The organism is Sediminibacillus halophilus, from assembly GCF_900103695.1.
In the GTDB taxonomy this organism is placed as follows: domain Bacteria; phylum Bacillota; class Bacilli; order Bacillales; family Amphibacillaceae; genus Sediminibacillus; species Sediminibacillus halophilus.
Window position 1 is genome coordinate 824,049 of sequence record NZ_FNHF01000001.1, and the last position, 26,874, is coordinate 850,922.

28 protein-coding genes and 1 pseudogene are annotated in these 26,874 nt (G+C 40.3%); 10 read left to right on the plus strand and 19 right to left on the minus strand.

Annotated elements, in window-relative coordinates:
• Positions 1 to 4 precede the first annotated feature (4 nt).
• A pseudogene (locus BLR82_RS04165) lies at positions 5 to 325 on the minus strand (ATP-dependent Clp protease proteolytic subunit); the annotation flags it as partial.
• Positions 326 to 801: 476 nt separating this feature from the next.
• Here BLR82_RS04165 and BLR82_RS04170 point away from each other — a divergent pair.
• From BLR82_RS04170 to BLR82_RS04185, 4 genes are all read left to right on the plus strand, one after another.
• Complete coding sequence (locus BLR82_RS04170) at positions 802 to 1,362, plus strand: SdpA family antimicrobial peptide system protein (protein ID WP_074597719.1); 561 nt, start codon at positions 802 to 804, stop codon at positions 1,360 to 1,362.
• A complete protein-coding gene (locus BLR82_RS04175; RefSeq protein ID WP_074597720.1) occupies positions 1,347 to 2,324 on the plus strand; it encodes a sporulation-delaying protein SdpB family protein in 978 nt (325 codons plus the stop codon). The genes BLR82_RS04170 and BLR82_RS04175 overlap by 16 nt, the downstream gene beginning before the upstream one ends.
• A gap of 82 nt (positions 2,325 to 2,406) precedes the next feature.
• Positions 2,407 to 3,012 carry a sporulation delaying protein family toxin gene (locus tag BLR82_RS04180; protein WP_074597721.1) on the plus strand — a complete coding sequence of 202 codons (606 nt, stop codon included), beginning with the start codon at positions 2,407 to 2,409 and terminating at the stop codon, positions 3,010 to 3,012.
• 292 nt (positions 3,013 to 3,304) lie between these two features.
• Complete coding sequence (locus BLR82_RS04185) at positions 3,305 to 3,823, plus strand: DUF6141 family protein (RefSeq protein WP_074597722.1); 519 nt, start codon at positions 3,305 to 3,307, stop codon at positions 3,821 to 3,823.
• 775 nt (positions 3,824 to 4,598) lie between these two features.
• Here BLR82_RS04185 and BLR82_RS20935 read toward each other — a convergent pair.
• The 4 genes from BLR82_RS20935 to BLR82_RS04210 form a co-directional block, all read right to left on the minus strand.
• The gene (locus BLR82_RS20935; protein WP_175486745.1) at positions 4,599 to 4,766 is read right to left on the minus strand and encodes a hypothetical protein; all 168 of its coding nucleotides are present in this window, start codon (positions 4,764 to 4,766) and stop codon (positions 4,599 to 4,601) included.
• A gap of 457 nt (positions 4,767 to 5,223) precedes the next feature.
• On the minus strand, positions 5,224 to 5,817 hold the full coding sequence (gene clpP, locus BLR82_RS04200; RefSeq protein WP_074597725.1) for an ATP-dependent Clp endopeptidase proteolytic subunit ClpP: 594 nt from the start codon (positions 5,815 to 5,817) through the stop codon (positions 5,224 to 5,226).
• Between the two features lie 17 nt (positions 5,818 to 5,834).
• Positions 5,835 to 6,635, minus strand: a complete 801-nt coding sequence (locus BLR82_RS04205) for an RNA polymerase sigma factor (RefSeq protein ID WP_074597726.1) — start codon at positions 6,633 to 6,635, stop codon at positions 5,835 to 5,837.
• A 342-nt stretch (positions 6,636 to 6,977) separates the two neighbouring features.
• Positions 6,978 to 7,415 carry a VOC family protein gene (locus tag BLR82_RS04210; RefSeq protein ID WP_074598265.1) on the minus strand — a complete coding sequence of 146 codons (438 nt, stop codon included), beginning with the start codon at positions 7,413 to 7,415 and terminating at the stop codon, positions 6,978 to 6,980.
• Between the two features lie 238 nt (positions 7,416 to 7,653).
• Here BLR82_RS04210 and BLR82_RS04215 point away from each other — a divergent pair, with 238 nt between their 5' ends.
• A complete protein-coding gene (locus tag BLR82_RS04215; protein ID WP_074597727.1) occupies positions 7,654 to 8,172 on the plus strand; it encodes a DUF6141 family protein in 519 nt (172 codons plus the stop codon).
• 194 nt (positions 8,173 to 8,366) lie between these two features.
• Here the strand turns inward: BLR82_RS04215 and BLR82_RS04220 are convergent, their stop codons facing one another.
• Positions 8,367 to 9,830, minus strand: a complete 1,464-nt coding sequence (locus BLR82_RS04220; RefSeq protein WP_074597728.1) for a protein adenylyltransferase SelO — start codon at positions 9,828 to 9,830, stop codon at positions 8,367 to 8,369.
• Positions 9,831 to 10,203: 373 nt separating this feature from the next.
• On the opposite strand from BLR82_RS04220, the gene BLR82_RS04225 reads away from it, so the two are divergent.
• Positions 10,204 to 10,590 carry a hypothetical protein gene (locus tag BLR82_RS04225; protein ID WP_074597729.1) on the plus strand — a complete coding sequence of 129 codons (387 nt, stop codon included), beginning with the start codon at positions 10,204 to 10,206 and terminating at the stop codon, positions 10,588 to 10,590.
• 188 nt (positions 10,591 to 10,778) lie between these two features.
• On the opposite strand, the gene BLR82_RS04230 is transcribed toward BLR82_RS04225, so the two are convergent.
• The 6 genes from BLR82_RS04230 to BLR82_RS04260 form a co-directional block, all read right to left on the minus strand.
• Positions 10,779 to 11,141: a CPBP family intramembrane glutamic endopeptidase gene (locus BLR82_RS04230; RefSeq protein WP_139186888.1), complete on the minus strand. Its 363-nt coding sequence runs from the start codon at positions 11,139 to 11,141 to the stop codon at positions 10,779 to 10,781.
• A gap of 365 nt (positions 11,142 to 11,506) precedes the next feature.
• Positions 11,507 to 11,716, minus strand: a complete 210-nt coding sequence (locus tag BLR82_RS04240) for a hypothetical protein (protein ID WP_074597732.1) — start codon at positions 11,714 to 11,716, stop codon at positions 11,507 to 11,509.
• Positions 11,717 to 11,974: 258 nt separating this feature from the next.
• Positions 11,975 to 12,706: a class I SAM-dependent methyltransferase gene (locus BLR82_RS04245; protein ID WP_074597733.1), complete on the minus strand. Its 732-nt coding sequence runs from the start codon at positions 12,704 to 12,706 to the stop codon at positions 11,975 to 11,977.
• 314 nt (positions 12,707 to 13,020) lie between these two features.
• Positions 13,021 to 13,551 (minus strand): restriction endonuclease, encoded by a 531-nt coding sequence (locus BLR82_RS04250; protein ID WP_245693636.1) that lies wholly within the window; start codon positions 13,549 to 13,551, stop codon positions 13,021 to 13,023.
• A gap of 63 nt (positions 13,552 to 13,614) precedes the next feature.
• Positions 13,615 to 13,938, minus strand: a complete 324-nt coding sequence (locus tag BLR82_RS04255; RefSeq protein WP_074597734.1) for a nucleoside triphosphate pyrophosphohydrolase — start codon at positions 13,936 to 13,938, stop codon at positions 13,615 to 13,617.
• Between the two features lie 115 nt (positions 13,939 to 14,053).
• Entirely contained in the window at positions 14,054 to 14,584 is a 531-nt protein-coding gene (locus BLR82_RS04260; RefSeq protein WP_074597735.1) for a nucleoside/nucleotide kinase family protein, read from the minus strand.
• Between the two features lie 96 nt (positions 14,585 to 14,680).
• On the opposite strand from BLR82_RS04260, the gene BLR82_RS04265 reads away from it, so the two are divergent.
• Positions 14,681 to 15,286, plus strand: a complete 606-nt coding sequence (locus BLR82_RS04265) for a cupin domain-containing protein (protein WP_074597736.1) — start codon at positions 14,681 to 14,683, stop codon at positions 15,284 to 15,286.
• 67 nt (positions 15,287 to 15,353) lie between these two features.
• On the opposite strand, the gene BLR82_RS04270 is transcribed toward BLR82_RS04265, so the two are convergent.
• Both BLR82_RS04270 and BLR82_RS04280 read right to left on the minus strand, forming a co-directional pair.
• Positions 15,354 to 15,815: a GNAT family N-acetyltransferase gene (locus BLR82_RS04270; protein WP_074597737.1), complete on the minus strand. Its 462-nt coding sequence runs from the start codon at positions 15,813 to 15,815 to the stop codon at positions 15,354 to 15,356.
• 416 nt (positions 15,816 to 16,231) lie between these two features.
• Positions 16,232 to 17,419, minus strand: coding sequence for an SAM-dependent methyltransferase (locus tag BLR82_RS04280; protein ID WP_074597739.1), 1,188 nt, complete (start codon positions 17,417 to 17,419; stop codon positions 16,232 to 16,234).
• A gap of 156 nt (positions 17,420 to 17,575) precedes the next feature.
• Here BLR82_RS04280 and BLR82_RS04285 point away from each other — a divergent pair, with 156 nt between their 5' ends.
• The 3 genes from BLR82_RS04285 (at position 17,576) to BLR82_RS04290 (ending at position 19,769) form a co-directional block, all read left to right on the plus strand.
• Positions 17,576 to 18,658, plus strand: coding sequence for a nitric oxide synthase oxygenase (locus tag BLR82_RS04285; protein ID WP_074597740.1), 1,083 nt, complete (start codon positions 17,576 to 17,578; stop codon positions 18,656 to 18,658).
• 250 nt (positions 18,659 to 18,908) lie between these two features.
• A complete protein-coding gene (locus BLR82_RS20940; RefSeq protein WP_175486746.1) occupies positions 18,909 to 19,073 on the plus strand; it encodes a hypothetical protein in 165 nt (54 codons plus the stop codon).
• 129 nt (positions 19,074 to 19,202) lie between these two features.
• Positions 19,203 to 19,769 carry a DUF4256 domain-containing protein gene (locus BLR82_RS04290; RefSeq protein WP_074597741.1) on the plus strand — a complete coding sequence of 189 codons (567 nt, stop codon included), beginning with the start codon at positions 19,203 to 19,205 and terminating at the stop codon, positions 19,767 to 19,769.
• Positions 19,770 to 20,571: 802 nt separating this feature from the next.
• On the opposite strand, the gene BLR82_RS04295 is transcribed toward BLR82_RS04290, so the two are convergent.
• The 5 genes from BLR82_RS04295 to BLR82_RS04315 form a co-directional block, all read right to left on the minus strand.
• Entirely contained in the window at positions 20,572 to 21,111 is a 540-nt protein-coding gene (locus BLR82_RS04295; RefSeq protein WP_074597742.1) for a methylated-DNA--[protein]-cysteine S-methyltransferase, read from the minus strand.
• On the minus strand, positions 21,108 to 21,689 hold the full coding sequence (locus tag BLR82_RS04300; RefSeq protein WP_074597743.1) for a bifunctional transcriptional activator/DNA repair enzyme AdaA: 582 nt from the start codon (positions 21,687 to 21,689) through the stop codon (positions 21,108 to 21,110). Before BLR82_RS04300 ends, BLR82_RS04295 begins: the two co-directional genes overlap by 4 nt.
• 100 nt (positions 21,690 to 21,789) lie before the next feature.
• Positions 21,790 to 22,797 (minus strand): phosphotransferase family protein, encoded by a 1,008-nt coding sequence (locus BLR82_RS04305; RefSeq protein ID WP_074597744.1) that lies wholly within the window; start codon positions 22,795 to 22,797, stop codon positions 21,790 to 21,792.
• Positions 22,798 to 22,910: 113 nt separating this feature from the next.
• Positions 22,911 to 23,786: an AraC family transcriptional regulator gene (locus BLR82_RS04310; protein WP_074597745.1), complete on the minus strand. Its 876-nt coding sequence runs from the start codon at positions 23,784 to 23,786 to the stop codon at positions 22,911 to 22,913.
• 127 nt (positions 23,787 to 23,913) lie between these two features.
• Positions 23,914 to 26,721: a UPF0182 family membrane protein gene (locus BLR82_RS04315; protein WP_074597746.1), complete on the minus strand. Its 2,808-nt coding sequence runs from the start codon at positions 26,719 to 26,721 to the stop codon at positions 23,914 to 23,916.
• Positions 26,722 to 26,874: the final 153 nt, after the last annotated feature.

Consider the following 26,874-nt stretch of genomic DNA (forward strand, 5'->3'; position numbering starts at 1 on the left):
TATTCTACAGTAAATCCTTGGAATGAATGACTTGATCAATCATCCCGTATTCTTTCGCTTCTTCGGCGGTCATGAAATAATCACGGTCAGAATCTTTTGCGATTTTTTCGATTGCCTGTCCGGTTCTTTCTGAAATAATCTTGTTAATACGCTGCCGCATTTGCAAAATCCAACGTGCACTTATTTCCAGATCGGCAGCCTGACCTTTGGCTCCGCCCAGCGGCTGATGAATCAACACTTCACTGTTTGGCAGGGCCATCCTCTTCCCTTTCGTTCCTGCAACTAATAGCATAGCACGAAAAGATGCGGCCAACCCGGTGCATATGTTGGTACATCCGACAGTGCCGATTCCTAAATTATTTTGAGAAGTTTAGAAATAATCTAATTGGATGCGGCTAAAACTTTTGCCCAATGGAAATTTAATGGAAATCAAAATCCCTTTATGTATTGAAAGGGTACTTTTTTACTATATTAACAATTAAAAATAAAATGTTACAATAATAACAATTATATGTAAACTATCTAAGCATTCTCTCCTAAGATTATAACTACTTCGTTTTAAAATCTCACTTCACTCATGGATAACTAAATACACAGAATCATTCAATCTCAATTCTTACATTAAGACAAATCCTGATGTTTTATTATTTCTAGTTTTTCCCACTCAGCTTTTATACCTACTTCCCCCTCAGTTTCAATAAACGAGAAAGGGAAGAAAAAAACTATAAAAGTCTATGTAACAATTATATATAGAATCCATAAAGATTGTATAGGAACAAAATTTAGGATCAGGAGGGTGTTATGTCTAAGAAAAATAGAATTGAAAGTGAAAGTTATAGTACAATAGGCATGGTTTCCTTTTTAATTATTTTAATATGGATTACTATATTTTTTTATTCAATACATAGAATGTTGCCAAATAGTCCATTGAAACTGCCTTTTTCTGAACAAATTAAAATTGAACAATGGCTTCCGCAAACTTGGGCATTTTATAGTCGTGATCCTAGAAGCGATTTGTTTTTAGCTTATGATGAAAATGGCGAATTAGCCGCTAATTGGCCAAATAGTTCTATTAAAAATGCTTTTGGGATAAATCGGCATGGAAGAAGTCAAGGAATTGAAATAGGTTTATTAAGATCTAACATTTCGGATGAAGATTTCGTTGAATGTGATCCCGGTAACAAAAATTGCAGTGATAATTTAATTAGTCACAGTGTCAAGAACCCATTAGAATATCCAACAATATGTGGGCAAATAGATATTGTTTTACAAGAGCCCGTCCCTTGGGCCTGGAGTAGAAAACAGACTATTGATATGCCGTCAAAGATTGTGAGGTTAGATGTATCTTGTTCAATAGATTAGGTAGATTTGTAATAAGATGGACATGGGCTGACTCTCCTTGGACAAATGTATATGGATTATCAAGAACTGTAATCGCTTCTATGTTAGCGCTAACATTAGCTGTGAATCATGCTAGTATTTTATTTCGCCCCGCTGCAGGAATTTCTGAATATCCTCAATGTAGCACTTCAAGTATAAGTATCTTTTGTTTAGTTCCTAATGATTATCTATATCTTAACATCGTGAAATGGATTGCTGTACTACTGTTGGTAGTTGTCGCTTCAGGATGGAGGCCTAGAATAACAGGGATTGTCCAGGCTTGGATAGCATACAGTATTCAAGCATCAGCCGTTACTCTTGATGGAGGGGAACAAGTTGCAATGGTAATCTCTATTCTTCTTTTACCTTTGACCCTTACAGACCCAAGAAGGTGGCATTGGAGTAATCTGTCAAAAGCTGATTATTATAATTCAAATATTTATAGCGCTTTAATAGCTAAACTTAATTTAGTATTTATAAGAATTCAAGTTTCAATCATTTATTTTCATGCATTTGTTGGCAAACTCAATGAGGAAGAGTGGTTAAATGGTACTGCAGTCTATTATTATTTAAATGATATCATGTTGGGTTCTCTTCCTTTTCTATCTAATTCACTAAACCTTTTATTAACTAGCAAGTTTGTAGTAGTAATTACTTGGGGCACACTAGTGATAGAAGCAATGATGTTTATTGGGTTATTCGTATCCAAGAAGTATTGGAAATATCTCTTATATTTAGGAATGCTTTTGCACAGTGGTATTGCCGTAGTAATAGGATTATATACATTTTCATTGATTATGTTTGCGGCATTACTTTTATATTTTAGACCAGTAGAATCAGAGATTAATTTCAAATCTCTTGGTGGAATTAAGAATTTTAATTTTTTTAATACAAAAAAACAGTTTTTTAAAGGAGGTGATGTTGAATTTAAACGCATAAAGTAATTGCATTAGTAGGGGAAACTCCTATAGACAAAACATAAGTAAAAATTAGAACTAAGCATCAATTTCTAGAAAGGAGGAAGTTATGTTAAAAAAATACCTCGTTACTATTTTATCCATGACCATTATATTTACTATGATTTCAGCCAGTTTTACTTCAGCCCAATCAACAATTAATCTTAATAATTATGATGGCAAAACCATATACAGGGGGTTAGTCTTTGGTCAAGGACCAGTTAGTGAATTGCTATCTGATATTTGGACTGAGGAACAGAAGAAAATAAATAAATCTGAAGAAAATGTAAAAAGAGCAGAAAAAATTTTAAATGAGATGGAAAATGTCAACCCAAATTTTTTTAATGAGTTCGAGCAAGCAATAAAGAGTGGAAATCACAAGGCAACTTACAGTGCTATCGTAAAAGGATCAGAAGTATTGCAACAAGCTATAAAAAATTTAGATTTTGATGTATCAAACCCAAATGGTGAGTTTAATGGAAATTGCATGGCAGCAGTTGCCGTAGGCATTGTCTTTGTTGCTGGAATATATGTTCTTAATGCAGCAATAGCAGCGAATGGTCTTGTTGTTGCTAATGTTGCAGCAGCGTATAATGAGACAGTAAGTAGTAATTCAGTATCCGGGGATATGGAGCTAGAGATGCTTGTGAATAAAATTGTAGATTCTGTACAATAACATTATAAAAGGATGGGATTTCCCCACTCTTCTCTAATGAGAAGTAAAATGCAAAAAGGCAGAATCATAGTCGGCGGTTAGATATGGGGCCTTAGCAGCATGTTTCAACTAGTCAATCCGCCGATTTCTTTTACACACATACCATTGTTACTACCATAACTTTACTCCTCATTTAACTAACACTCTAATATTTTTGTTAATCAGATGAGAAAAAATGATTTCAGCTGACATTTTAAATACCCTGGAATATGCTTTAATAAGAACATATGGGTAGTGAAATAGGAGGAATTTTATGAGGGAAGATAACAAAAATGTGTATCGAGAAGTCCAGCGACCACGACAATTGTGGTTATGGGGTTTGATTTTACTGGGTGTTGCTTACATGTGGTATTGGTTCATTCAACAAATTATTTATGATGTAGATATAGGGAATAACCCTGCACCAGATGTGATAACAATAGTTTTTTGGTTGGTTTTTGGAGTCGCTCTCCCAGGATTGTTTGGATTACTAAAGCTTATAATAGAAGTTCATACGGATGGAATTTATATTCGTTTTTTCCCGTTTAATTTTCAATATAAGAAATACCTTTTCAGGAATCTAAACGACTATGAAAGGATTACTTACAACTCACTAAAAAAATTTGGCGGTTGGGGAATCCGCATTAATACAAAAGGTGAAATTGCTTATAATATGAGTGGAACAGAAGGCATAAAATTAAAGTTGAAAGATAATACAGTGATAATCGGCACTCAAGAACCGGATCAATTAAAAAAAGCATTAGATTCAGTACTAAAACACAATAAAGACTAGTCATCAAACAGGTGATGTTAATAATAAGACAAACTTAACAAAAAACTAAAAGAATGGTAAAATGATTGCTTTTTTATAATCACTTACACACAACAGAATATATGAATAAAAATAAAGCGCTTACTGGTTTTATTAAAACGGAAAATGCATATATTAAATATTCAATATATATAACTCTTTCATATTCGGGCAGTATATTTATCGGTTTTTTTGTTTATAAAACACTAGGATGACCAAGTATTTATTCGCCTTGGTATAGCCTTTATATTCATCAATGATGAACCCTTTGGTCTTGCCACCTCGGCGAATGTGGTTTTTTTGCAATATTATAAACTCGGGATCCCCACTTAGTGTTGAGTTTCTTCGAATTTTACCGCACATGTTACTTCGAATAGTCGCGAGGAGTAAAGATAGGACTTTTTGTATTTAAATAAAAATTCCCTAAACCCTCAATATTATAGAGACGAAAAAAGCCCATGAAAACTGCCCTTCCCTTTTAGGATAAACATTTTTTTCTTAATCACGTACCGCAATAAGTCTGATATGGATGGACGGTCGGATGGTTCTGGTAATTCAGTATAAGGCTCCTGTTTGTCGGTATAAGCATACGGCGCGGAAAGTATTTCATTAAGTCGCTCTGTCAAGGTGAAATCCCCTTTTTGCACTGCAGCTTACAATGCTTCCTCTTTCCTGGAAATCCTTTCCTGTCAATCAAACTTTGAAACCAATCCATAAACGCTGATGTACCATGCATTGTTGTTTTCTCCGTTTGGCCTCATTTCAAAGCGCGGAAAGTATTGATAAAATCGGTATCGTGTTCTTCCATGATGTAGGGCAAGTCTTGAATCAACACTTCATCTTGCTCCTCCTGATTGTAGAGCTTAAGCTTTTCCCTCATTTCCGCAAGCCAATAATGATCATAGAAATCAGACCCTCTATCCAAACAAGACAATGTTCTAATCAAATATTAAATAGCTAGTCATCAGTTAGCAGGCAAGTCTATTGGTGTACTCATCTATCCTTACCTCCAGAACTTCCTTCTTATTCAAGAATCCCCCTCCTTATCACTTTGTTTTTTGTCCTTCGAAGTTAAGATGTATTTTAATTAGGGATGGTTCCATTTTTTTATAGGAAAATAAATAAAAAGGCTGTCATTAATTTCAAATTAAGTTGCGATACCTATCGCAATAATTTAAAAAAGCAAGCCTAATTTATATTGCCTTATGTTTCTGTTTGCAATTAAATATAAAATGGCTCAGTATGATGGACTGAGCCATTTTATTATATCCATTTTTTGTAGCTTGTTGAAGTAACTTCCCCGTTTGAATTAGAACGAAAACCGAATCATTATTAAGGAAGAAAATGGCCGACCCAGTAATTGGATCGGCCATTTTCCTATTCTACAGTAAATCCTTGGAATGAATGACTTCATCAATCATCCCGTATTCTTTCGCTTCTTCGGCGGTCATGAAATAATCACGGTCAGAATCTTTTGCGATTTTTTCGATTGGCTGTCCGGTTCTTTCGGAAATAATCTTGTTAATACGCTGCCGCATTTGCAAAATCCGGCGTGCACTTATTTCCAGATCGGCAGCCTGACCTTTGGCACCGCCCAGCGGCTGATGAATCAACACTTCACTGTTTGGCAGGGCCATCCTCTTCCCTTTCGTTCCTGCAACTAATAGCATAGCACCAAAAGATGCGGCCAACCCAGTGCAGATTGTCTGAATATCCGGCTTGATAAATTGCATCGTGTCATAAATCGCAAAACCGGCTGTAATCGAGCCACCAGGACTGTTAATATACAACGATATATCTTTCTCCGGATCTTCTGCAGCAAGAAACAGTAACTGCGCCACCACACTGTTGGCTGTCTCATCTGTCACTTCTGAACCGAGAAAGATGATGCGATCCTTTAACAGGCGTGAGTAAATGTCATAGGAACGCTCTCCACGATTTGTCTGTTCCACCACATAAGGTATTACATTGGACATTTCCTTAACTCCCTTCGTTATGCCGCGAAGGAAACCTCCCCCTCCATTAAGACTAGTATAGACTGCCACTCTTGTCGGTAAAACGGGATAGTCATCATACTACCATCGGACAACAGAATAGCAACAAGTAGATAAGAAGCGTTTGCCCCTGAAACAGGCTGGATTGAAATTGAGGCAGCAGGCAAGCCGGAAAATCCAAAAGCCATGACAGGATTCTGCGATTCTGTTTTAAAAAGCTCGACGACCTTTTGCGGGTTGTCACTTTGTATCGCCGCGACATAGCCGGCTACATTCCCCCCGCCATTGTCGGTGTCTTCGAAGTTGCTTCGACGTTTTAACGCAGCCCTAGCCCTGTGAAGCGCTGCCTTTACCGCACCTTCACTCGTTTCGATCAATTCCGCTGTCTCCAAGGCAGTGTACCCAAAGCCTTCAGTCAAAAGCAGAGACACGCGCTGTTTGGGGGACAACCGACGCAAAGCCGTTTCAATTGCTCCCCAAGCAAAGTCCGTATCCGCTGTTTTCTCCGCAGGCAGACTAGATAACTCCCTGTTGAAGTCTTCATCCGGCTTTCGTTTACGGTACTGATCGATCCAGGTATTCGAAGCGATTCGGTACAAGTATGCTTTGGTGATTGACTTCGTTTCTTTCCTATAGCTTTGAAAGGCTTTTGCCAGCGTTTCCTGCATAAGGTCTTCCCCATCCCACTTTGATCTGGTCAGAGAAATGCAATAGTTCTTCAAATGAGGCACATAAGCTTCGATAGCATTTGTGAAGGTTTCCTTCGTTTCGGCTGGAGTTTGTTTAACAAGCGGCCGCATTGCCAATCACTCCTTGAATTTAGTCTTTCACTTATTATAAACGAAAAGTGGAGTAAAAAAGATACGGGTGTTTGAAATTAAGCGTAAAAAACTGCCCATCCTCCTTAAGGTGAGCAGTCTTCTTATAAGTCATGTGCCGCAAATAGTCTGATCTGGACGGCTGGTCAGTTCTGGCAATTCAGTATAAGACTCCTGTTCGTCTGTATAAGCATATGGATAAGATAAGTGCCAAATTCGCACAACACTTAACTTCTATAAAATAATTAAACACATTTTATCTACTGCTTATCCATCAAGTAAGGTATCATCTAATCAAACAACATTGCTTTATAACCTCTCTAATTATCTGATTTTCTCCGCCAACTCCAAAATAATCCCTTCAGGCCCGCGAACGTAGCATAACTTATAAGTGTCTTCGTAATTTTGTATCTCTCCAAAAAGTTCCGTGCCTTTCTTTTTCAATTTGGCCACCACACCTTCAATATCTTCAACAGCAAAGGCAATATGCCGGAGCCCCAAAGTATTTGCAAAAGACTGCTGCATACCTTTATCATCTACCGGTGTATGGAATTTGACCAGCTCCAAAGTTGCCTGACCGTCCGGCATCCCTAACATAACAACCGTCTCTCTAACGCCATGAAGTCCAATTATTCGCTCTACCCACTCTCCTTCCACTTCTCCCTCTCCAAGCATTTCAAGGCCAAAATCGAGAAAAAAATCTTTAGCAGCAGAGAGATCGTTTACGATTACACCTACATGGTCTATTCTACTAATTTTCATATCCTTACCTCCTTTTTCCTGTTGTTTTGCCATTTCTGTATTCTTGATAAGTTTGTTTATCATTCTATTTCGCCAAATACAGAATTTATCCTCTCAACAACCTGGCTCGATTTTTGAACCAAATAAACCGCTCTTGGCTAACTTGCCTGTTAGTTGAATAAGAAACAAATTCCCATCGTTCCCGCCCCCTGAATTGTGCTTTAATAGAAGTATAGAGTAAGGAAAAAGGAGAATCTTAATGACGGAAGAAAATAAATTCGAGTATCGTGAAGTCCAGCGACCACGTCAAGTTTGGCTATGGGGATTTATATTACTGGATGTTGCTTTCATGTGGTATTGGTTCATTCAACAAATTATTTTTGATGCTCCTATCGGGAGTAACCCCGCACCAGATGCGATAACAATTGTGTTTTGGTTGATTTTTGGTATCACTATTCCAATGTTGTTTGGATTATTAAGGTTGATAGTTGAAGTTCATAAAGATGGGATTTATATTCGTTTTTCCCCCTTTCATTTTCAATTTAAGAAATACCTTTTGAGAGATCTACATGAATATGAAAGGATTACTTACAACTCGCTGAAACAATTTGGTGGTTGGGGAATCAGAAGGAATGCTAAAGGTGAAATAGCTTATAATTTGGGTGGTAAGCAAGGAATCGTATTAAAGTTGAAAGATAACACAGTGATAATTGGCACTCAAAAACCGGAAGAATTGAAAAAATTACTGGATTCTGTAGTAAAACACAATGAAAATTAGTCCACCACAAGTTGGTGTGAATGGTAATACTGAATCAAAAATGAGAGCCGGCAATATAGTTAAAGCTGTCTTCTCCTCGGTGCTATAAATTACCTCCATACCTTCTTAGGTTAGTTGTTGTCAGGCCTCTCAAAGTTAGTAGAGGAAGGATAGACGAGCCCCCCCTTTATCAAAGGGGGACTACTTCTATAACCTCACGTTCCGCAATAAGTCTGATACGGACGGTCGGATGGTTCTGGTAATTCAGTATAAGGCTCCTGTTTGTCAGTATAAGCATACGGCGCGGAAAGCACTTCAATCAGGCGTTCTGTCAAGGTATAATCCCCTTTCTGCACTGCAGCTTCCAACGCTTCCTCGACAAGATGATTCCGGGGAATCACGTTAGGGTTAGACTGTTTCATCAATTGAAAAGCTGCATCCTTCGTTTCTCCCTGCCTGGAAATCCTTTCCTGCCAGCGGTTATGCCAGTCCGAAAATGCTGATGTATCATGCATGGGCGTCTTCTCTGGTTTGTCTAACGTCAAAGCGCGGAAGGTATTGGTAAAGTCGGCATCGTGTTCTTCCATAATGTCGAGCAAGTCTTGAATCAACACTTCATCCTGCTCCTCGTGATTGTGGAGCCCAAGCTTTTTCTTCATTCCCGCAAGCCAATAATCATCATAGAATTCTTTGTACTCACCAAGGATTTCTTTCGCCTGATTGATGGCATGTTCTTGCTTTTCATGAAGCAGCGGTAACAGAGCCTCGGCGAAACGGGCCAGGTTCCATTGACCGATTCCCGGCTGGTTTTGATACGCATAACGTCCTTGCACATCAATAGAACTGAATACAGTTGTCGGATCATACTCATCCATAAACGCACACGGACCATAATCGATCGTTTCTCCACTAATCGTCATGTTATCGGTATTCATCACGCCATGAATAAAGCCGACAAGCTGCCATTCGGCAATCAATTCTGCCTGCTGTTTGACTACCTCCCGGAAAAAGGTCAGATAACGGTCCGAATTGTCTTCAATATCCGGATAGTGCCGGTTAATCGCATAATCCGCCAGCATGCGAAGCTCCTCTTCGCTTCCCCAACGGGCCGCATATTCAAATGTTCCAATCCGCAAATGACTATCTGCCACCCGGGTAAGAACCGCACCGGGAAGGTCTATTTCACGCCTAACCGATTCGCCTGTCGTCACTACAGCCAAACTGCGATTGGTCGGAATACCAAGAGCATGCATCGACTCACTGATAATATATTCACGAAGCATCGGACCAAGTGTAGCTCGCCCGTCACCGCCACGGGAAAAAGGGGTGCGACCTGATCCCTTGAGTTGGATATCCTTCCTTTTACCGGCTGGAGTGATTTGCTCTCCAAGCATGACCGCCCGGCCATCACCAAGCATGGTGAAATTACCGAACTGGTGACCTGCATAGGCCTGTGCAATCGGCTGCGCTCCTTCCGGGATTGTATTCCCTGCAAAAATCGCGGTACCCGATTCCGTTTGCAGTTCGTTTATGTCCAACCCTAAATCCTCTGCCAGCTGCTTATTGAATAGATTGGTTTTTGGAGAGGATACCTGCGTCGGCTCCGTACTTTCAAAAAACCGTTCCGGCAAACGTGCATAACTGTTGTCAAAGTTCCATCCCATATTGTTATGTGTCATGATATCTCCTCGATTGGTTTTGTCTTACTTCCATCCTATATCTTTCTCCAAAGATGGAAAAATCATATGCATGGGTTTTGGAAGGGATGTATTTAACAAATCGGCACATACTTCTCCATCTTGACCCTTAAAAATACAAAACAATTTTTTATCAAACATTTTATTAGCTAGTCATGGTTGCCAAAAATTCATCCCCCTTTGTTTAGTGACCTATCATGATATCTAGAATACTTATGGATTGACATGGCATATGATTCTAAAGAATAAGATAAATGCATTGTTTCGTAGCAGTGTGCAACCACAATTCCATATACTCCCACGTTCTTAAATGTTATAATCCCTACAAATATAAAATTGTAAGAAGGTGTGTAAAATGACCAATTACTTTCTTGTTTTCTCAAGGATTTCTTTAGGTTTCATATTCCTAACGGCAGGAATAAATGGTTATTTTGTAATTTTCAATATAGAACCATTTATTGCAACCAGTCCTGAAGCAATGGCATTGTTTGAGTTTCAATATCTACTTATCTTTGAAAAATCATTAGAAATTATTTGTGGTTTATTACTATTAATTAATCGGTTTGTACCACTAGCCCTTTCGATATTGGCACCAATTATCACCAACATTCTATTACTTCATGTATTCTTCGATCATTCTTTACTTCTCTTAGCTATTTTACTTGTCATCCTGTATGGGTTTATGTTGTTCTGCTACAGAAGAAACTTTATAGGGATAGTTGAAAGAAAATCCTCCACATAAGGTTGTGTTTACTTCACAGTATGGTTGTACTGCGCATTAATATAATCCCTTAAACCAAATGGCTTCTTAAATTAACGGATCCGTTACTTTAAGTACACCTATTCACAAATACATTATGCAACTTATTTTTTTAAGATACTGATACATTTATAAATTAAATTTAAAAACGACATTTACAGCAATTACATTTATTCCATTGATAAACATATGCAAAATAATCGGTGCGTAATGCTCTTGTACTCTTGATAAAGGTAGGAAAATGATAGACCCCTAACAAATAATGCAGGCATGATAAGAGGTATTCCATGTACAATCATAAATAAGAGGGAACTTCCAATCATCGCCATAGGGGCGTTAATTTTATTTTCAAGAGCCTGTAACACTCCCCCTCTAAATACAATTTCTTCTAAAATGGGAGTAAAGATGGCATAAGCCAAAAAAACCAGTATGAAAATAAAAGGGGTAAACTCCATTATTTGTGCGGAAGCTTGTGTATCTGGTAGATTTTCACTTTCCCCAAAAAGCAAGACTAAAAAGATTATTTCGGTCAAAAAAATTAAAAACCAACACAAAGGAACCTGCCACGCTAAATTTAGAAATTTTTTTCTTCAATGGAACAAAACCTAATGAATTCCAACCTAAGCCAATTTTTCTAAGCAAGTATTTATTAATAGTAAAGCATTGTAGTAGTAAAGGTTGGGATAAAGCAGATACCGACTAACAATAAGATAGGGTCTGAATCGTCTGGATTACCAAACACAAATAATATTAAAATTGCTGTTATGGAAATGGCTATTAACCATCCCAAACTTATCATTACCGTTTTTAAAACATCTTTAAAACGAAACCTCATTACGGGGAAGTCCTCCTAAGTAAAAGAGGGGTGTTCACTTAGTATATAATTTGCAGTTTACTTTTAAATTAAATCTTCTGGTTTATCTGCATACCATTCTGCAAACCCACAATTGGTACATATAAATGGATTTATATTTGTATTTTTCTTGTTGCTGAACAACCTATCTCCATCAGGATTTTTAACCAATAGTCCCTTCAATCCATCATCAACATAACATTTAATTATTTTGTCTCCACATTTAAGACAAGTTCTCTCTTGCCGATTGTGCATTATTTTTCACCTCAATTAATTTTCTCTATGTTTGATATACGAACAGTTCTGACAAAAGGTTTCATTAAGAGATTATACATTTCAATTGAGAGTTATCTTTTAATCCAAATACCAATAACTAAATTTATTCAACAAAACCTGCCCCTTTAATTAAAAAAGACAGTCGTATTGACGATTTCATCTTCAACTCTTGCCCCCGTTAATTCAAATAAGAGAAACGTTCCTACATCTCGTAGGAACGCAACGTATAATAAATATTTACTTTTCTGATGAAATTATTAAGAACATTGGTCTTCGGAGTTCATCTTTCATCTCAGGATTATTTATTAAAAATTCCTTAGAGGGGATTGGCTCCTTGACTGTCCTTATATTAAAACCAGCAATAATTAAGTCATTGATATAAGTTGAAAATGTACGATGATATTTTATAACATTTTCAGTTAGGAATGAGGTTTCACGTAATCCTTCCAATTGGTAATTGTCAACTGCCCAATGCAGGCGATTCCCTTTGTCATCATAAATCCAATCTTGATTGTTTCTTGAAGTAAAGATTGGATGTTCAACCGAAAATATAAAAGAACCCCCAGGCCTTAGACAATCATAGACCTTTTTACAGATTGTTTTAAAGGACTTAATATAATGAAAAGCCAATGAACTGATAACAACATCAAATTGAGAGTCTGAAAATGCAATGTCTTCAATTGGCATTTTAATGTATGAAATTAAGGAATCATTAGTCATTTCACGGGCTTGTTGAAGCATTTTTTCAGATATATCTACTCCAATAACAGACCTTGCTTGCTGTTCACGAGCATAACGGCAATGCCAACCGAAACCGCATCCCAAATCAAGTACACTTTTATTTTTTAGTTCGGGTAAAAGTCCCTTTAATATATGCCATTCTCCTGCACCTTCAAGTCCTTTGACAGAACGTTCCATTTTTTTATATGCAGAAAAGAAATTAACATCATCATATTTGTTTTGCTTCATAACTTTATACAACTCCTAATGATTAAGTTAGCCTCCTAAAATTAAACAACTTCTAATTCAGGAGGCTAACTATCTCCTTCTAACCATTTCTTTCACCTCATTAACAATTGTTTTACTTACTATAACACAGTCCTTATTAAACATTCCTGCTTCGTTAATTCAAGTGAATTAATTCACAATGTCACCAATCTTTATACTAGAATCATAGCAGAAGATAATGGATATTTGTTCTTAATTTCCACAATTATGAAAAATAATTTGTTGCACAGTATGAGTCTACTACGCAGTATAATAAGGCTTCCAAATCGGTTCCCTCATGCCGTCTTATTCTCTTTTAACATCCAGCTCATCAACTCAGGTCTGTCTACCAAACGCACTTGATTCGAGGCAGCTAGTTTTTTAGCATTTACAGTGAAATAACTATTGGTAATCACCCAGCATTCATCAGCTCGGTAATAGGTCTTTGCCGAAACAATTTCCTGTACCGCCTTAACTCCTACATTTTTCTTGTATCGCTTGGCTTGCACAACAATTTTCTTCACCTTATTATTTAGTACAAGATCTGCTCCATAATCCCCTGAAGCCGGCGTCAATTTAATCTGATAACCTCTCGTTTTTAATAAAGCGTGCAGATAATCCTCGAAAGTTTTGCCATTCATTTTATCAATTTCCAGGATACCGGATTTTCTTAGTCTGCTCTGCTTGATGGTGTTAATGATAACCGCATAAATGCCATGAAAGATAATCATTAATAATAAAAACATTGTCAGCTTAGGCTCCGCAGTAACGAACGTCCAGAATAAATCAAACCCCATTTTTAAACTTTCTCCAAAACTCATTCCCATTTTCTTTCTCCTCACTGTTTTTCTTCTTTGCTATATTAAGGTTCAGCTACCTTATTTTCATTTTCAATTATCCACCTCTACAAGAAACACCCGCTCCTTAAATCCGCCACGCTCTGCCTTTTTCTTCTTCCTCTCTTTTTCTATTTCTTGTATGGAAGTCCCATTCATTTCTGCTATTACATGCAACAGTTCCAGCATATCCGCAGCTTCCTCAATGATCTCCTCCTTCGTTTCAGCAGTGACCAATTCTTCCGCTTCTTCGGTCACTTTCTCTTTCAAGGCCGCTCTGTATTCCTGATCTGACAATATGCTCGTTAAACAGCTTTTCCCGTTCTGTTCGATGATTTGTGGTATGTAATCCCGGACTAGTTTATGGTAGGTAGACAACTGGAACTCCCTCACTTTCACTATTTATTGCTAAATTATGACAACTACACGTTTATTTTACTAAAAAATATTGGCTATCACATTAAAAATCCAAATTTTTTCATTTTTTCTATCGTTACCGCTTGTGTATTTCCTCTATGATTCGTTGCATGATCTCTTCTCTCGAAAGTGTTCCATCAATCACGAGGTCAGAGTTTGGCTTGATTTTGTGTTCCATTTCCAAATAAGCCTCTCTTCCGTAAGATAAATAATACGATAAGTCATTTCTTATCTCCTCTGCAGATCCTTCTGGATAATCCCTTAACATCCGCCGTGCTAAAGCGACATCCAATGGCGTATCGATATATACGGCGATATTAATGAAATCCTTCATCCAATGATTTTGATAGGCAAAAGGATAATCCAGCAAAATGTAATCATATCTTTCTTTCAGAAGCAGGACATCTTCAACCAAAGGCGCAAGATTCCAAGCATTGTGATCTGCTCCTTCCTTCGACCATTTCGCAAGGTTTTCCGGTCCATGAAAAGTATAATCATCGAAATGTAAAACGCTGACCTTTGGCAACTTACTAGCAAGCTCTTTAGTGAGAGTGGTTTTGCCACCTCCCGATACTGCCGAGATGGCAATGACTAAAGATTTTTTCATGGGAATACCTCCTTCTGTAATCATGACATTCACCCATTTTTGCCTCCGGCATAGAATACGGAGGAAGGCTGTATAAAATTTAAAGAGGTGAACTGGATGAACCCTAATGTTGATTACACATCCCCTTCTGCTCAGTTTACGTTTGACGTGAATAAAAGCAATTTGTTCAAAAAAGACAACCAAAATTTGATTAATATTTTAGGCATTCAACAACTCAATACATTGGAAAACGTTTCGTTGCTCGACATTTTCCTAAGCAGGACGAATGTCGTCGAACCGCATTACCATCAAAATGCTGCAGAGCTCGTGTATTGTATTTCAGGCGCCGCAACTGTTTCGATTATGAATCCCTATACAAAGGAAATACTCAACTTTCCGATCACCCCGGGCCAGGTGGCCAACGTGCCGCAGGGCTGGTGGCATTATGAAATGGCGACGGTTGATAACACCCATCTGCTGGCCATTTTTGATGCACCGACACCTGAGGTAATTCTCGGTTCTGACCTGCTGAAGTTCACCCCTGCCAATGTCATGGCCCATACGTATTGCCTGGATCAGCAGCAATGGGAGAAAACGATTGCCCCTATCCAGCCTTCCACTTACATCGGACCATATAAAGACTGCCAGCAAGGCAGCCAACCTAATATGCCGTACGGCCATCAGGGGTACTATCCTTCTTTTCCTTCTTATCCATATTATTAAGAGATTGACAGAAAGAATGGCTAAACTAAGATATAGACAGGAGGCAGCGTCTATATCTTTTTTCCTCTTACTGATTATTTGCCTCCAAACGCTTGGCCAACATCACCATCCCGGTATTACTATTAAATCCATTCTTCTTGTAGAACGCCTCCGTCAGTCCTTCTCTGGCGGTCAATAGGTATATACTGTTGATATTATGATCAACACAATAGGTTTCCAATTCATCAATCAAACTGGAACCAATGCCCCGTCCTTGATATGCAGATGCCACACACATTTCATTGAGATAAAAGTGATTTGCCTTTACCCATTTCTCTGAATAACCTAACAGGAATCCGATCAATGTGCCCTCTTCAGTGAATGCCCCGATCCCAACAAACTTTGGCTGATAAAAGATATCGGCCAGCCGCTCCTGTGCCTTTTCCCGTTCCCAGCCGTCGTTCCATGGCGGACGGTTGAATACATCTGTGTACGTTTTAGAGCAAATCAGTAAATCTGATTTCAAAAGGAATCGTACCTGATAATCCATCTGGCTTTCTCCTTTCTTGCAACCGCTTTATTTTCCGAAAGCTTTTCGCAAATTTTTAACATTATGCGGATTGTTGCCCATTTGTTCATCAGTGCTTCCTGCTGACGTTTTAAATCTTCGTAATGAACCGCCTCCATCTTCATTCTGGAATAGCCTCGATCAAACACCTCGCTTAAGCGTCCATTTCACGCTCCCCACATCAATAAAAAAGACGACAATCATTCGCTGACTGCCGTCCTGGTGTAAGTTAACTTTTCATTAAAAATTTTGGTGTATTTCGCTGGCTAAAAATCCCGCTTTTGCATGACATGTCTTCATTTTACTCCAATTTTCATAGATTCCAAGACTTTCCGTAGATTTTTAGCAGAAACTTCTTGTCGCCATAAAAAAAGCAACGGTTCCCCGCTGCTTCCAAACTACTCATACAAGTAATCCCTTGTCATTGGCAATTCATTATTCGGGCCTTTGGTGACCAGGAATTGATGAAGATCCGAGATACCACATGTAAAATTGGCCGCACAGGCACTCAAATAAAGCCGCCACATACGGATAAACCGTTCATCGAATTGCTGGCTGATCGCTCCTAGATTTTCTTCAAAATTGCGTTTCCAGTGTCTGAGCGTAATCGTGTAATGCAATCGCAGGCTTTCCATGTCGGTGATACGCAAATCATTCTGGCTCATTCCGTCAACCAGTTCACGGACCGAAGGAATTTGCCCGCCCGGAAAGATATACTTATTCAAGAATGCATTGCCTTCCACTTCGACTAAGCCGGTAATACAATGCAAGAGAGCTACTCCCCTGTCTTTCAACAGGTGATTGGTATGTTCCATGAATGTCGGGATGTTGACATGGCCGACATGTTCCAGCATCCCAACACTGACAATCCGATCGTACGTTGTCCCTTCCTTGATCAATTCCCGGTAGTCCATTACTTTGACTTCTACTTGGTCCTGTAGGCCTTCAATTTCAATGCGGCGCTTCGTTTGTTTGTATTGCTCTTCACTCAGCGTGACGCCAAGTGCCTGTACTCCATATTCTTTCGCAGCTTCAATCAATAAATAGCCCCAGCCGCTCCCGATATCCAGCAGCTTTTGTCCTGGTTGTAGATTCAATTTTTTCAAGATATGATGAGTTTTATTCTTTTGTGCCTGATACAAACTGTCCTCCGCCGATTGAAAATACGCACAAGAATAATTCATCGTTTCATCGAGCCATAGCTTGTAAAAATCATTCCCCAAATCGTAATGATGGGCCACGTTATCTTTGGACTGCTTCTTACCGGTCGATTTAAACTTTTTCAACGTCCGCAGTGCTAATGGCTGATTGAGAATACTGCCCTGCTGGTTGAAAATGCTTTCGATGATGTATTCCAAATCCCCGTCCACCTCAATGCGTTTATCCATATACCCTTCCGCAAACGCCAGCATCGGATCCTCGGCCAGCAGTTTGGTGTCAAGTGGTTGATGAATGGCAATATGGAACTCCGGTACACCTTGATTGTATTGTGTGACGGTGCCGTCCCAAAAAGTAACGGTGAATGGTTCAGTCGACAAATTTTCCAATAGCTTTTTATATAAAGATTTTTTTACGGATAGTACCATGCTGTACTGTCTCCTTCCTAACACAATGTTCTGTTCTCATTATCCTCCTAATCCTTTGCCGCCGCAATTATGACGGTTTCGTGAAGTCGTTGCCTTGCAACAGGCAGTCACTTAGAATAAAAGTAGACTGCTAGTCAATCGTCTGGAGGCGTAAATATGAAAGGAAAAATATATACTGAGGCCACTCCGTTTATTTCCCAATGCTACCAGGAACTAGGGAAAACAAAAACAGAAACGGAACGCCGACTTCAATCAATCGAACGGGAAATTTTCAAAACAGGAACCTACCAACATACAGAAGAAGAATTAGTCCGTGGGGCGAAAATGGCCTGGAGGAACTCCAACCGCTGTATCGGCAGATTATTTTGGGACAGGCTCCATGTCACCGACGCTCGTGATCTAGATACGGAAGATGCAATTATTGAAGCACTTTTCGAGCATGTGCAGTTCGCCACCAATCAGGGGAAAATCCGTCCTTCCATTACTATCTTCAAACAAGAAACAAATGACGGAAGAAATGTCCGGATCTGGAATCATCAGCTGATCCGTTATGCTGGTTATCAAACGGAACAAGGAATCATCGGTGATTCATCCTCGCTAGCTTTTACGAAAGCCTGTCTGGAATTAGGCTGGACAGGAAAAGGGACCGACTTCGATTTACTGCCATTGGTCGTCCAGATCGGCAGCCAAAAACCTCGCTGGTTTGACTTACCAACTGACCTGGTAAAAGAAGTAGCAATCAACCATCCGGAGTACCCGCAAGTAAACGAGCTTGGAATCAAGTGGTATGCTGTCCCGATCATATCGGACATGCGGCTTGAAATAGGCGGAATAAAGTATGAAGCCGCTCCGTTCAACGGTTGGTATATGGGAACCGAAATCGGCGCCCGCAACCTGGCCGATGTAAATCGGTACAATCTTTTACCTGACATCGCCAAAGCGATTGGACTGGACACGAAATCAAACGCATCGCTCTGGAAAGACAAAGCACTCGTTGAGTTAAATGTAGCCGTGCTCAATTCATTCAAGCAGGCTGGCGTCAGTATCGTCGATCATCATACCGCCGCCCAGCAATTCAACATGTTTGAACAAAAAGAAACGGAAAGTGGAAGGAATGTTACTGGGCGCTGGTCATGGCTGATTCCTCCAGTTTCACCTGCGTCAACCCATGTTTTCCACAATAAATATAACGATGAAGTGAAGACTCCCAATTACTTCTATCAGCCAGCGCCTTACTGAATCCTTCCTTGCCTGGTTAAGAAAATGACTGTAGTCTCCTGCCCATCCAGGTTATTCACAGGTGAGTAAATCCATTACTTGGACGATTTGTTTAAACAAAAAAAGGATAATAATCATTTCTTATTGAAATACATGTAGAGTCTTTAAACAGGGTTCTTAAGTTAAAGAGGAAGTTCGTTTAATAAAGGCGGTGGTTGCAGTGGACGTATGCAACAGCGTATTTGTTTTACGTTGACAGTGGAGGGGGCGTATGAACAAAAAGTATTTTTGGTTTTGGATAAGCATTATTGCCGTGTTATCCATTTTCACAGGGGAAATGGTCACTTTTATGATGCTCCTGTTAATCCTGCTTACGCTGGATGAAATCAACTCGATTTTGAAAAAGTTTTATGAGGAATGGAAGAAGCAAAAATAAAGACATCGAAACTGCTTTCTAACTATCTGGTATACTTTTTCTTCATGAAGGAGGCTGACGGCATTATGGAGAATATAGAAGCAGACAGCTGTTTAGTCTTTATATAAAAGCAATAAGGAGGAAATAAATATGACAGGGAAAAACAAGCAGTTATCCCGTGAACAACAGGAAGAATTATGCAGCATATTGAAAGCCCGTTTTGAGAAAAACAGGCACCGGCACGAGGAGATTGAATGGGCCGGGGTACAAGAAAAACTCGAAGCTGATACAGAAAAAATGTGGTCGCTGCATGAAATGGAAAGAACGGGTGGTGAACCGGATGTTGTTGGGTATGATCAGAAGAAGGACGAGTACATATTTTATGATTGTTCCAAGGAAAGCCCTAAAGGACGCAGAAGTGTCTGTTTTGACCGGGAAGCCCTGGAGTCCAGAAAAAAACACAAACCCGAAAATAACGCTATCGATATGGCTGCCTCTATGGGCATAACCCTGTTGACTGAAGAACAATATCGAGCGTTGCAAAATCTTGGCGAATTCGATTTGAAAACATCGAGTTGGGTACAAACACCGAAGGATATAAGAAAACTCGGTGGTGCTCTTTTTTGCGATCGTCGTTTTGGTCACGTCTTTGTCTATCACAATGGAGCAGAATCCTACTACGCTGCCAGAGGGTTTCGTGGTTCGCTAAGGGTTTGAACTGTAGACAGACACATTGAGTTTCTTTTTACTATACAGAACGAGGCTGGGATAAAAGCATGGCATGGCTATCAAGGCAAAAACCGAACGAACTAAATGCTAATTGAATCCATGCGGTTTTTAGCGTGCTTCGAATCGCTACGGCAAGGTATCGCGTTCCACGGTCACGGCTTCAACTCCCTCAGAAAGCACCGACCACTTTCTGAGGGAGTTGAAGCTCGTGCTGTTCCCATTGGTGTCTCCGTATCTTGCCTTCGCTACGTTTTCGCGGTCTGATTTCCACATGCTAAAGACACGATGAATAGAACCGTATTCTTCTATTGGCTTATAGGTATCTAACAGTGACGAAGACGAAAAAATAGGGGATTCTTTTATTCTTCAGAAGTTGGAAGGTGCAAACCAACAGATAAAAAGAATAAAGAAACACTCACGGTTACCATGCGACTTAGCTTTCTCCCTGTAACGGCAATCGGCAACACGGAAATCACACCAGAAGAAAAACAATCTCCATCCAACGGAGGCAAGGTACGTAGACTCCAGCGGGATGAGCGCGAGCTGAAGATCCACTTGGCAAAGCGGGATTCATTGCCAAGTTAGCTGAAGCCGTGCCCGCGGAAAGCGAAGTGCCTTGCCGGAGTGGAACGTTGCTCGATTCATAAGAGAAGGGTGGAACGGTTAACTTTTTATTTTGGTCACGATGCTTTGGTCCCAGTTTCGTTCTGTATAAATTGCTATTTAGCCTACACTCCTCTATATCTGAACCACTATTGTTTATGGAAATTATCTTTCTTCTATCATAAAGTTAAGTGATGGTTTCACAGGAAAGCGGTGACTGTTCCAATCGCAGCAAAGCCTGTTTCATCTCCAGGCCACCGCGAAAGCCTGTCAACTTACCATTTTTTCCAATCACACGATGGCAGGGGATGGGGATCATCACTGGATTGGCGCCTATGGCGGCGGCAACCGCCCGTACCGCTTTCGGACGCCCAATCAATTCTGCGACCTGCCCATACGTGTATGTCTCGCCATAAGGGATTCGGCCCAACTCTTCCCATACAGCCTTTTGAAAAGCGGTGCCGTGTAAATCGATCGGAAACGTGAAAACTTTTCGCCTCCCATTGAAGTAATCGCTTAGTTCCTGCTTATATGGCGCAAGCACTTGGTTGTTTTCTTGCAGGATTGCTTGAGGTAATCGTTTATCCTTCCATCCTTTCATCTCGTTAAAGGATTTATCAGGTGAACCGACATAACATAGACCCTTTTCGGTTGCGGCAAGATATAATTTCCACTTTTCATCCTCAAACAAAGAATAATAGATTGTCTGTGGCTGACTGGCTTTCAAGATAGAGCCTCCTTTCTTTTGTATTTAACCCGATAAGCTGCGGGCGTTAAATTCGTGATCTCTTTGAATAAAGCTATGAAATAAGCCGTGTTTTTCAGTCCGATTACCGCTCCAATATTTTCTATTGATTTTCCCGTAGTTTCCAAATACTCCTTTGCCATTTCCATCCTGGCATCACGGATATACATTTGAGGACTTTTCCCTTTCTTTCTTTTAAAGGTTCGCTGTAAATGATAAGGACTGACATGGACAACTTCTGCCAAATCGTTCAAGGTTATTTTACGATGGAGATGACAGTCGATCCAGTTGACCAGCTCCTCTACCCACTTTTCTTCCGGCATTACTAGCTGGTCCGGTCTGCATCTTTTACACGGCCGAAAGTGCTTGGCTAGCGCATCTTTGGCGGAAGAAAAGATGCGTATATTTTCCGGCAGGGGTAACCGGGATTTACAGGAGGGACGGCAAAATATCCCGGTTGTTTGTACACCATAGTAGAACACCCCGTCAAAGCTGGAATCATTGGTCGTAATCGCATGCCAACATGCTTCAGGAATGAAAGTTGAATCCTGTCTGTCCATTTCATCACCTCTTGATTTATTATAACGGATATAACCAGGATTGAAACGACATGCGAATGAAAGCGCAAGATAGTGATATACAAAAAATATTGTCTTCCAGTCACACGTAACTTGCTTGTACAGCTTCATACTTCTCCCAATCTACCGTCATCTTCAGTATGAGCCGTTTTATATCTTTCAATTTTGCCTTCCCGCATACTTCTTTATTAGTAAGTTCACATAATGCGATTAAATCTAATAGCTTAGCCTGCTGCAACCATTTTTTTGGCAAGATGCCTCCCTTTTTCTGATAAGCGGAAATAAAAGGGGGAATAAAATCCGAATCTTCTACGCTTTCATAGCGGAGCATATTTCCGATATCGAATAACGGGGAACCACTAAAAGCATACTCCCAATCAAGAACAGCACTAATCGTATAACCCTTCTCCCGAGTATCCACCAGTATATTTAATGGATTGAAGTCACTGTGAACGAGGCAGTCCTGTTCTCCAAGCCAATCAAGTACGCTGGCATGCTCCCGGGCAAAAGTAAGTATCTCCTCGCAAGTCTTTTTCCCAAGGTGCTTGCATCCATGCCCTGCTACAAGACTTCCTTCAATAAATTCCAGAAAACTGCTCCGGTCCAATTTAACTGTCTCATCAATGTTTAAACTGGCATCAAAAAAGCCTCCATCTGGAAAATGGATTTGATGAATTTTTGCCAGCGTTTCTCCAACTTCACCTGCCAAGGAAACGATCTCCTGTTTCTGGCCATTTTGCATAAAATCAGAAAACCGTACACCCTCCATCCAGCTTAGGACTAAAAAAGGATACTGCAGTTTCGCACATGAAGAATCACTATAGAGAACCTTAGGTACATGAATCCGGTCTTCCAGCATATTCAAAATGTTTCTTTCCATTTCAATAGACGTATTATCCTTACTGTAGATACGCAGTACAAATCTTTCTCCACTATCGGTGGTGATTTTTAAATTCGAGTTGCTCAAACCTCCATTTAAGGGTGTAATGTCGGTTAATTCCCTGTCATTTAATATCGGAATTGATAGCTGCCGGATTGTTTCAAGGCTTGGCACAATTAAAGGGGTTGACCGCTCCCAACCAGCTTTCATCTTCCACACTCCTTTTCCAGAACTATTTTCTCTTAGTTTACCACAGCTGAATATGAACCTAGGAGGTCATCCAAATAGAAAAAGAGAGCTGACAAAACAGCCCTCTTTATATGTCATCTTTTTCTTTCCACCGGTATCCATATTTCACTGGTAAACATTGGAGAACCGGTATCCATATGCTCATTCCACAACATTTCCGGCCCCTGTCTTTGTTGGTAACCAGATGAAGGAAACCATTCTGCATAGATGCGACCCCAAATATTCTGCAACGTATCCGGGAACGGACCGATCGCTCGGAACACTGCCCATACACCCGCAGCCACTTCCAGATTTGCCAGGTTATCAGGACAGTCACTGGTGGTCGCGGCACCAATATAGTGATCAAGTTTTCCTTTCTCTTCCATGCGCCCTTCCGAAAAATTGGTCGACGCTTGAATGAGTCCGTGCGGCTCCGTATTGGACAGGCCTTTAAGCTGATCAATCTGTTCCTGGTTCAATGACTTCCACATCGAAGCGATATGCTGATTTTCTCCTTGAAAAACAATGGGGACTCTCTTCCTGATGCCCACAATACGAAATGCTGGTTTCTCTACTATTCGATATTCCATTTCGTTCCCTCCTTTAATGGTAAGCTGGAAGGTCATCGGTGGATAGGCTTTTAAGGGATGGCCAAGTTTTCTGGCTGCTGACGGGGTTACACCGTGCAAGATTTGAAAGGCTCTCGTAAATGCATCCGGCGATTGGTATCCATATTTAACTGCTAAATCAATAACTTTTTCTTGTCCCTCCTGCAGGTCGAATGCTGCCAAGGTCAGTCTTCTTCGCCGGATATATTCGGAAAGGGTGACCCCTGCCAAAAAGGAAAACATCCGTTTGAAATGATATTCTGAACAAAACGCCCTCTTTGCGACTTCCTTATAATCCATTTCATCAGCTAAATGGGCTTCAATATACTTGATTGCTTCATTCATTTGTTTCAGGGAATCCATTCAATGACCTCCTCTCTCCTAAAGAATAGCAGGTAAGAAAAATTGATATCCGATTATTTGTGCACCATATTGCAGGACTAATTTTAGATACAAGAAAGGAGCTCCTTCACAAGGAAGCTCCCTTCTATTATTCCTGTTGGTCTTCTTCTCCATCCTGTTCTGCCTGATCTTCTGGCTGTTCCGTTCCTTCCGTCTCTGCCTGTTCTTCTTCCCTTTCACTTAGTCGATCTTGAATTTGCGACATAATCGCGCCAGCTTCCTCCCAGTTTCCAGCAGAAAGTTCTTGCTGGTATTGGTCGAACAAGGAAGAAATTTCCTCTAAAATTTGATCAGAGCCCATAATTTCGTCTACTTGATCATTACCTTCTGTGTCATCTTCTCCCTCATCAAGTTCAACATCCGGGTCAATCAAGCCAAGCATCCGATCCATCGCCTTATCAAATGTCGGTTCCATGACGATTTCATCGCCATAAGCAAGAATAATTTGTTTCACCTCAGGAAGCGATGTTTCGTTGGAAGACTCGATATAAATCGGTTCCGCATAGATGACGGTATCTTCAAGTGGAATAGCCAGCAGGTTTCCGCGAATGACTTCCGATCCACCCTGAGACCATAAGTTCAGTTGCTGAGAAATTGTACTGTCTTGGTTAATCCTGTTTTCTATTTGTTGCGGACCATATACGTTTCGCTGCTTCGGAAAACGATAGACAAAGGTTTCGCCATAATTCTCTCCATCATTTCGCACACCCATCCAGGCTACCATGTTTTGCCTGTTTCTCGGTGTATAAGGCATCATCAGCACAAACTCTTCTTCTTCCGCTTCCGGAAGCTTCATTGTAATGTAATAAGGCTCCATTTCTACATCTTCATTGAAGTATTTCTCGGTTGGAAATTGCCAGTAGTCTTCCCGATTGTAGAATACTTCCAGATTGGACATGTGGTACGTACCATACATTTTCGCCTGGATTTTGAACATATCAATCGGGTACCGGAAATGCGCTGCCACGTCTTCCGGTATTTCCTCTGTAAACAAATCCGGGAACATCTTTTGATAGGTTTGAAGCAGCGGTTCGTCCGGCTCGGCTGCATAAAAATGGACTTCCCCACTGTAAGCATCCACCGTCACTTTTACCGAGTTGCGGATATAGCTTTCATTACCTTGATGTGCTTCTGAATATGGATAACGGTCTGCTGTCAGATAAGCATCGATCATCCACGCCATGCTGCCGTCGTCTCTTACAAAAATATAAGGATCCTCATCATATTCCAAGAACGGTGCTATCCGCTCGACCCGGTCCATGATATTACGTGTTGCTAACAGCTGACTGTCGCTGTTCAACTGATCGGACACAAACATTCTAAATGAACCAGCGTCCAATGCGAACAACAGCCTATTTAAACCAGATAATGCTATCCCTTTATCCGTTTCGTACCTGTTCGACATATTTTCATCGCCAGCAGGGTAGTCGAATTCATCCACTTCACTATTAACGATGACATTATCATAGTTTTCTTCCCCAAAATATATTTGTGGTCTTTCCACGTCCATAGCACCTTCTGAAGGAACATTTTTCAATAAATATTCCGGCTGTCCCTGCGAAGTAATTTGATTGACGTCACTCATTGCAATTCCGTAACCGTGTGTATAACGCAGATTTTCGTTAACCCATGTTTTCGCCTGAGAAGGCAAATCGACGGTATTCAATTCCCGGGCACCAAGAAAGACTTGTTGATACTCGCCGTCAATTTGATAACGATCGATATCTATGTCATTGAATTGATAGTAAGTCCGGAAGGTTTGCAATTGATTGTATATATCGAGAATCGGCCTTGCATCATTGATACGAACATTATTGATCGTCAGCTCATTGCGTTCGACCATTGCTTGATCAAGCGACTCGTTCCCCGGGTGTTCGAATTCTTCAATGTTATCAAGGTCATAAGCTGCCCGGGTAAATTCCAGGTTATGCTCTAAATAAGGGCTTTCCTTGGAAAATTCGTTCGGCGACACAACATAATTTTGTACAATGATGGAAGCCCCTTCTGCTAGGACGCCAATTGCCATATAAGCAATAACCGGTATCAGCATTGCCTTCAATCGTCCGCGCACAAGCGAGACAATCACCCAAATCGTTCCAATCACGGCGACAGCGGCCATGACGTAGGACGCAGGGATATTGATAACTTTGTCGGTATAGCTCATGCCATGTACGACGCTTTCTTGGAATAGGTTGACCTTATTGGTCAGCATCGTGCTATATGGTTCCAACACCTGGGACACTGCCATCAACAAACCAATGCTGCCCAAGGTAATGCCTAGTTGCAATTGCGCGGAACGGCTGATTCGATACATATGAAATACAGAATAGGCACCAATTTCGGCAAGCAATAAAAAGAACGCTAAACCGATCAGTGTATTTACTGCAAATTGTATAAACGGTAATACAAACATATAAAACGAAACATCCATGCCAAAGTGCGGGTCTGTTATATCGAAGGAAGTATGGTTGAGAAACTTCAACCAAAGCTCCCAGCCGAATCCCTGTACAATACTGCTTCCGATGAATCCGACAAACAAAGATATGCATAATATAGTAAATGCGCTCAATCGCTTGCTGCGAATAACCGCTGGCAGCTGTGACGGGTTAAATTGTTTCAAGAACGATTTTCGGATCCATGCTGCCGTTATCCAGGTCAATGCCGCAAATACGACAAACCCGATTACACCAAGTAGTACCTTACTGCCGAGAATGGTTGTATATACCTGTTGGTATCCGAGCGAATCCATCCATATATAATCCGTGATCCAGTGCAATGACAAGCCGCCCAGAATCAATAATACTACCAGGAAACCAATCAATTTACCGAAGAATCCGCCGAATTTCTTCAGCTTCGCCTTCTGTTGAGTATTCATGTTAAACGTTTGATTTTCCAATCTTCTCCCCCTCTAAACCTTTCATTTGCACACTGCTTTCATTCTACCATAATGTCTGTTCTCTCGACGAAGGATGAAAGGCAGCCCGATCATTTTTTGCTCCTCCTCTATTCTTACGGAATGAAAACCGTTTTGGTTTCACCGACGGCCAAT

What these genes read in the sequence shown, in the direction of transcription:
- clpP (WP_074597725.1), bottom strand. Translation starts at nt 5,817, where the DNA reads ATGTCCAATGTAATACCTTATGTGGTGGAACAGACAAATCGTGGAGAG.
- BLR82_RS04210 (WP_074598265.1), bottom strand. Translation starts at nt 7,415, where the DNA reads ATGAAAATTAGTAGAATAGACCATGTAGGTGTAATCGTAAACGATCTC.
- BLR82_RS04290 (WP_074597741.1), top strand. Translation starts at nt 19,203, where the DNA reads ATGACAGGGAAAAACAAGCAGTTATCCCGTGAACAACAGGAAGAATTA.
- BLR82_RS04270 (WP_074597737.1), bottom strand. Translation starts at nt 15,815, where the DNA reads ATGGATTATCAGGTACGATTCCTTTTGAAATCAGATTTACTGATTTGC.
- BLR82_RS04185 (WP_074597722.1), top strand. Translation starts at nt 3,305, where the DNA reads ATGAGGGAAGATAACAAAAATGTGTATCGAGAAGTCCAGCGACCACGA.
- BLR82_RS04240 (WP_074597732.1), bottom strand. Translation starts at nt 11,716, where the DNA reads ATGCACAATCGGCAAGAGAGAACTTGTCTTAAATGTGGAGACAAAATA.
- BLR82_RS04205 (WP_074597726.1), bottom strand. Translation starts at nt 6,635, where the DNA reads ATGCGGCCGCTTGTTAAACAAACTCCAGCCGAAACGAAGGAAACCTTC.
- BLR82_RS04265 (WP_074597736.1), top strand. Translation starts at nt 14,681, where the DNA reads ATGAACCCTAATGTTGATTACACATCCCCTTCTGCTCAGTTTACGTTT.
- BLR82_RS04250 (WP_245693636.1), bottom strand. Translation starts at nt 13,551, where the DNA reads ATGGGAATGAGTTTTGGAGAAAGTTTAAAAATGGGGTTTGATTTATTC.
- BLR82_RS04180 (WP_074597721.1), top strand. Translation starts at nt 2,407, where the DNA reads ATGTTAAAAAAATACCTCGTTACTATTTTATCCATGACCATTATATTT.
- BLR82_RS04310 (WP_074597745.1), bottom strand. Translation starts at nt 23,786, where the DNA reads ATGGATTCCCTGAAACAAATGAATGAAGCAATCAAGTATATTGAAGCC.
- BLR82_RS04225 (WP_074597729.1), top strand. Translation starts at nt 10,204, where the DNA reads ATGACCAATTACTTTCTTGTTTTCTCAAGGATTTCTTTAGGTTTCATA.
- BLR82_RS04300 (WP_074597743.1), bottom strand. Translation starts at nt 21,689, where the DNA reads ATGGACAGACAGGATTCAACTTTCATTCCTGAAGCATGTTGGCATGCG.
- BLR82_RS04285 (WP_074597740.1), top strand. Translation starts at nt 17,576, where the DNA reads ATGAAAGGAAAAATATATACTGAGGCCACTCCGTTTATTTCCCAATGC.
- BLR82_RS04305 (WP_074597744.1), bottom strand. Translation starts at nt 22,797, where the DNA reads ATGAAAGCTGGTTGGGAGCGGTCAACCCCTTTAATTGTGCCAAGCCTT.
- BLR82_RS04245 (WP_074597733.1), bottom strand. Translation starts at nt 12,706, where the DNA reads ATGAAGCAAAACAAATATGATGATGTTAATTTCTTTTCTGCATATAAA.
- BLR82_RS04215 (WP_074597727.1), top strand. Translation starts at nt 7,654, where the DNA reads ATGACGGAAGAAAATAAATTCGAGTATCGTGAAGTCCAGCGACCACGT.
- BLR82_RS20940 (WP_175486746.1), top strand. Translation starts at nt 18,909, where the DNA reads ATGAACAAAAAGTATTTTTGGTTTTGGATAAGCATTATTGCCGTGTTA.
- BLR82_RS04260 (WP_074597735.1), bottom strand. Translation starts at nt 14,584, where the DNA reads ATGAAAAAATCTTTAGTCATTGCCATCTCGGCAGTATCGGGAGGTGGC.
- BLR82_RS04280 (WP_074597739.1), bottom strand. Translation starts at nt 17,419, where the DNA reads ATGGTACTATCCGTAAAAAAATCTTTATATAAAAAGCTATTGGAAAAT.
- BLR82_RS04220 (WP_074597728.1), bottom strand. Translation starts at nt 9,830, where the DNA reads ATGACACATAACAATATGGGATGGAACTTTGACAACAGTTATGCACGT.
- BLR82_RS04170 (WP_074597719.1), top strand. Translation starts at nt 802, where the DNA reads ATGTCTAAGAAAAATAGAATTGAAAGTGAAAGTTATAGTACAATAGGC.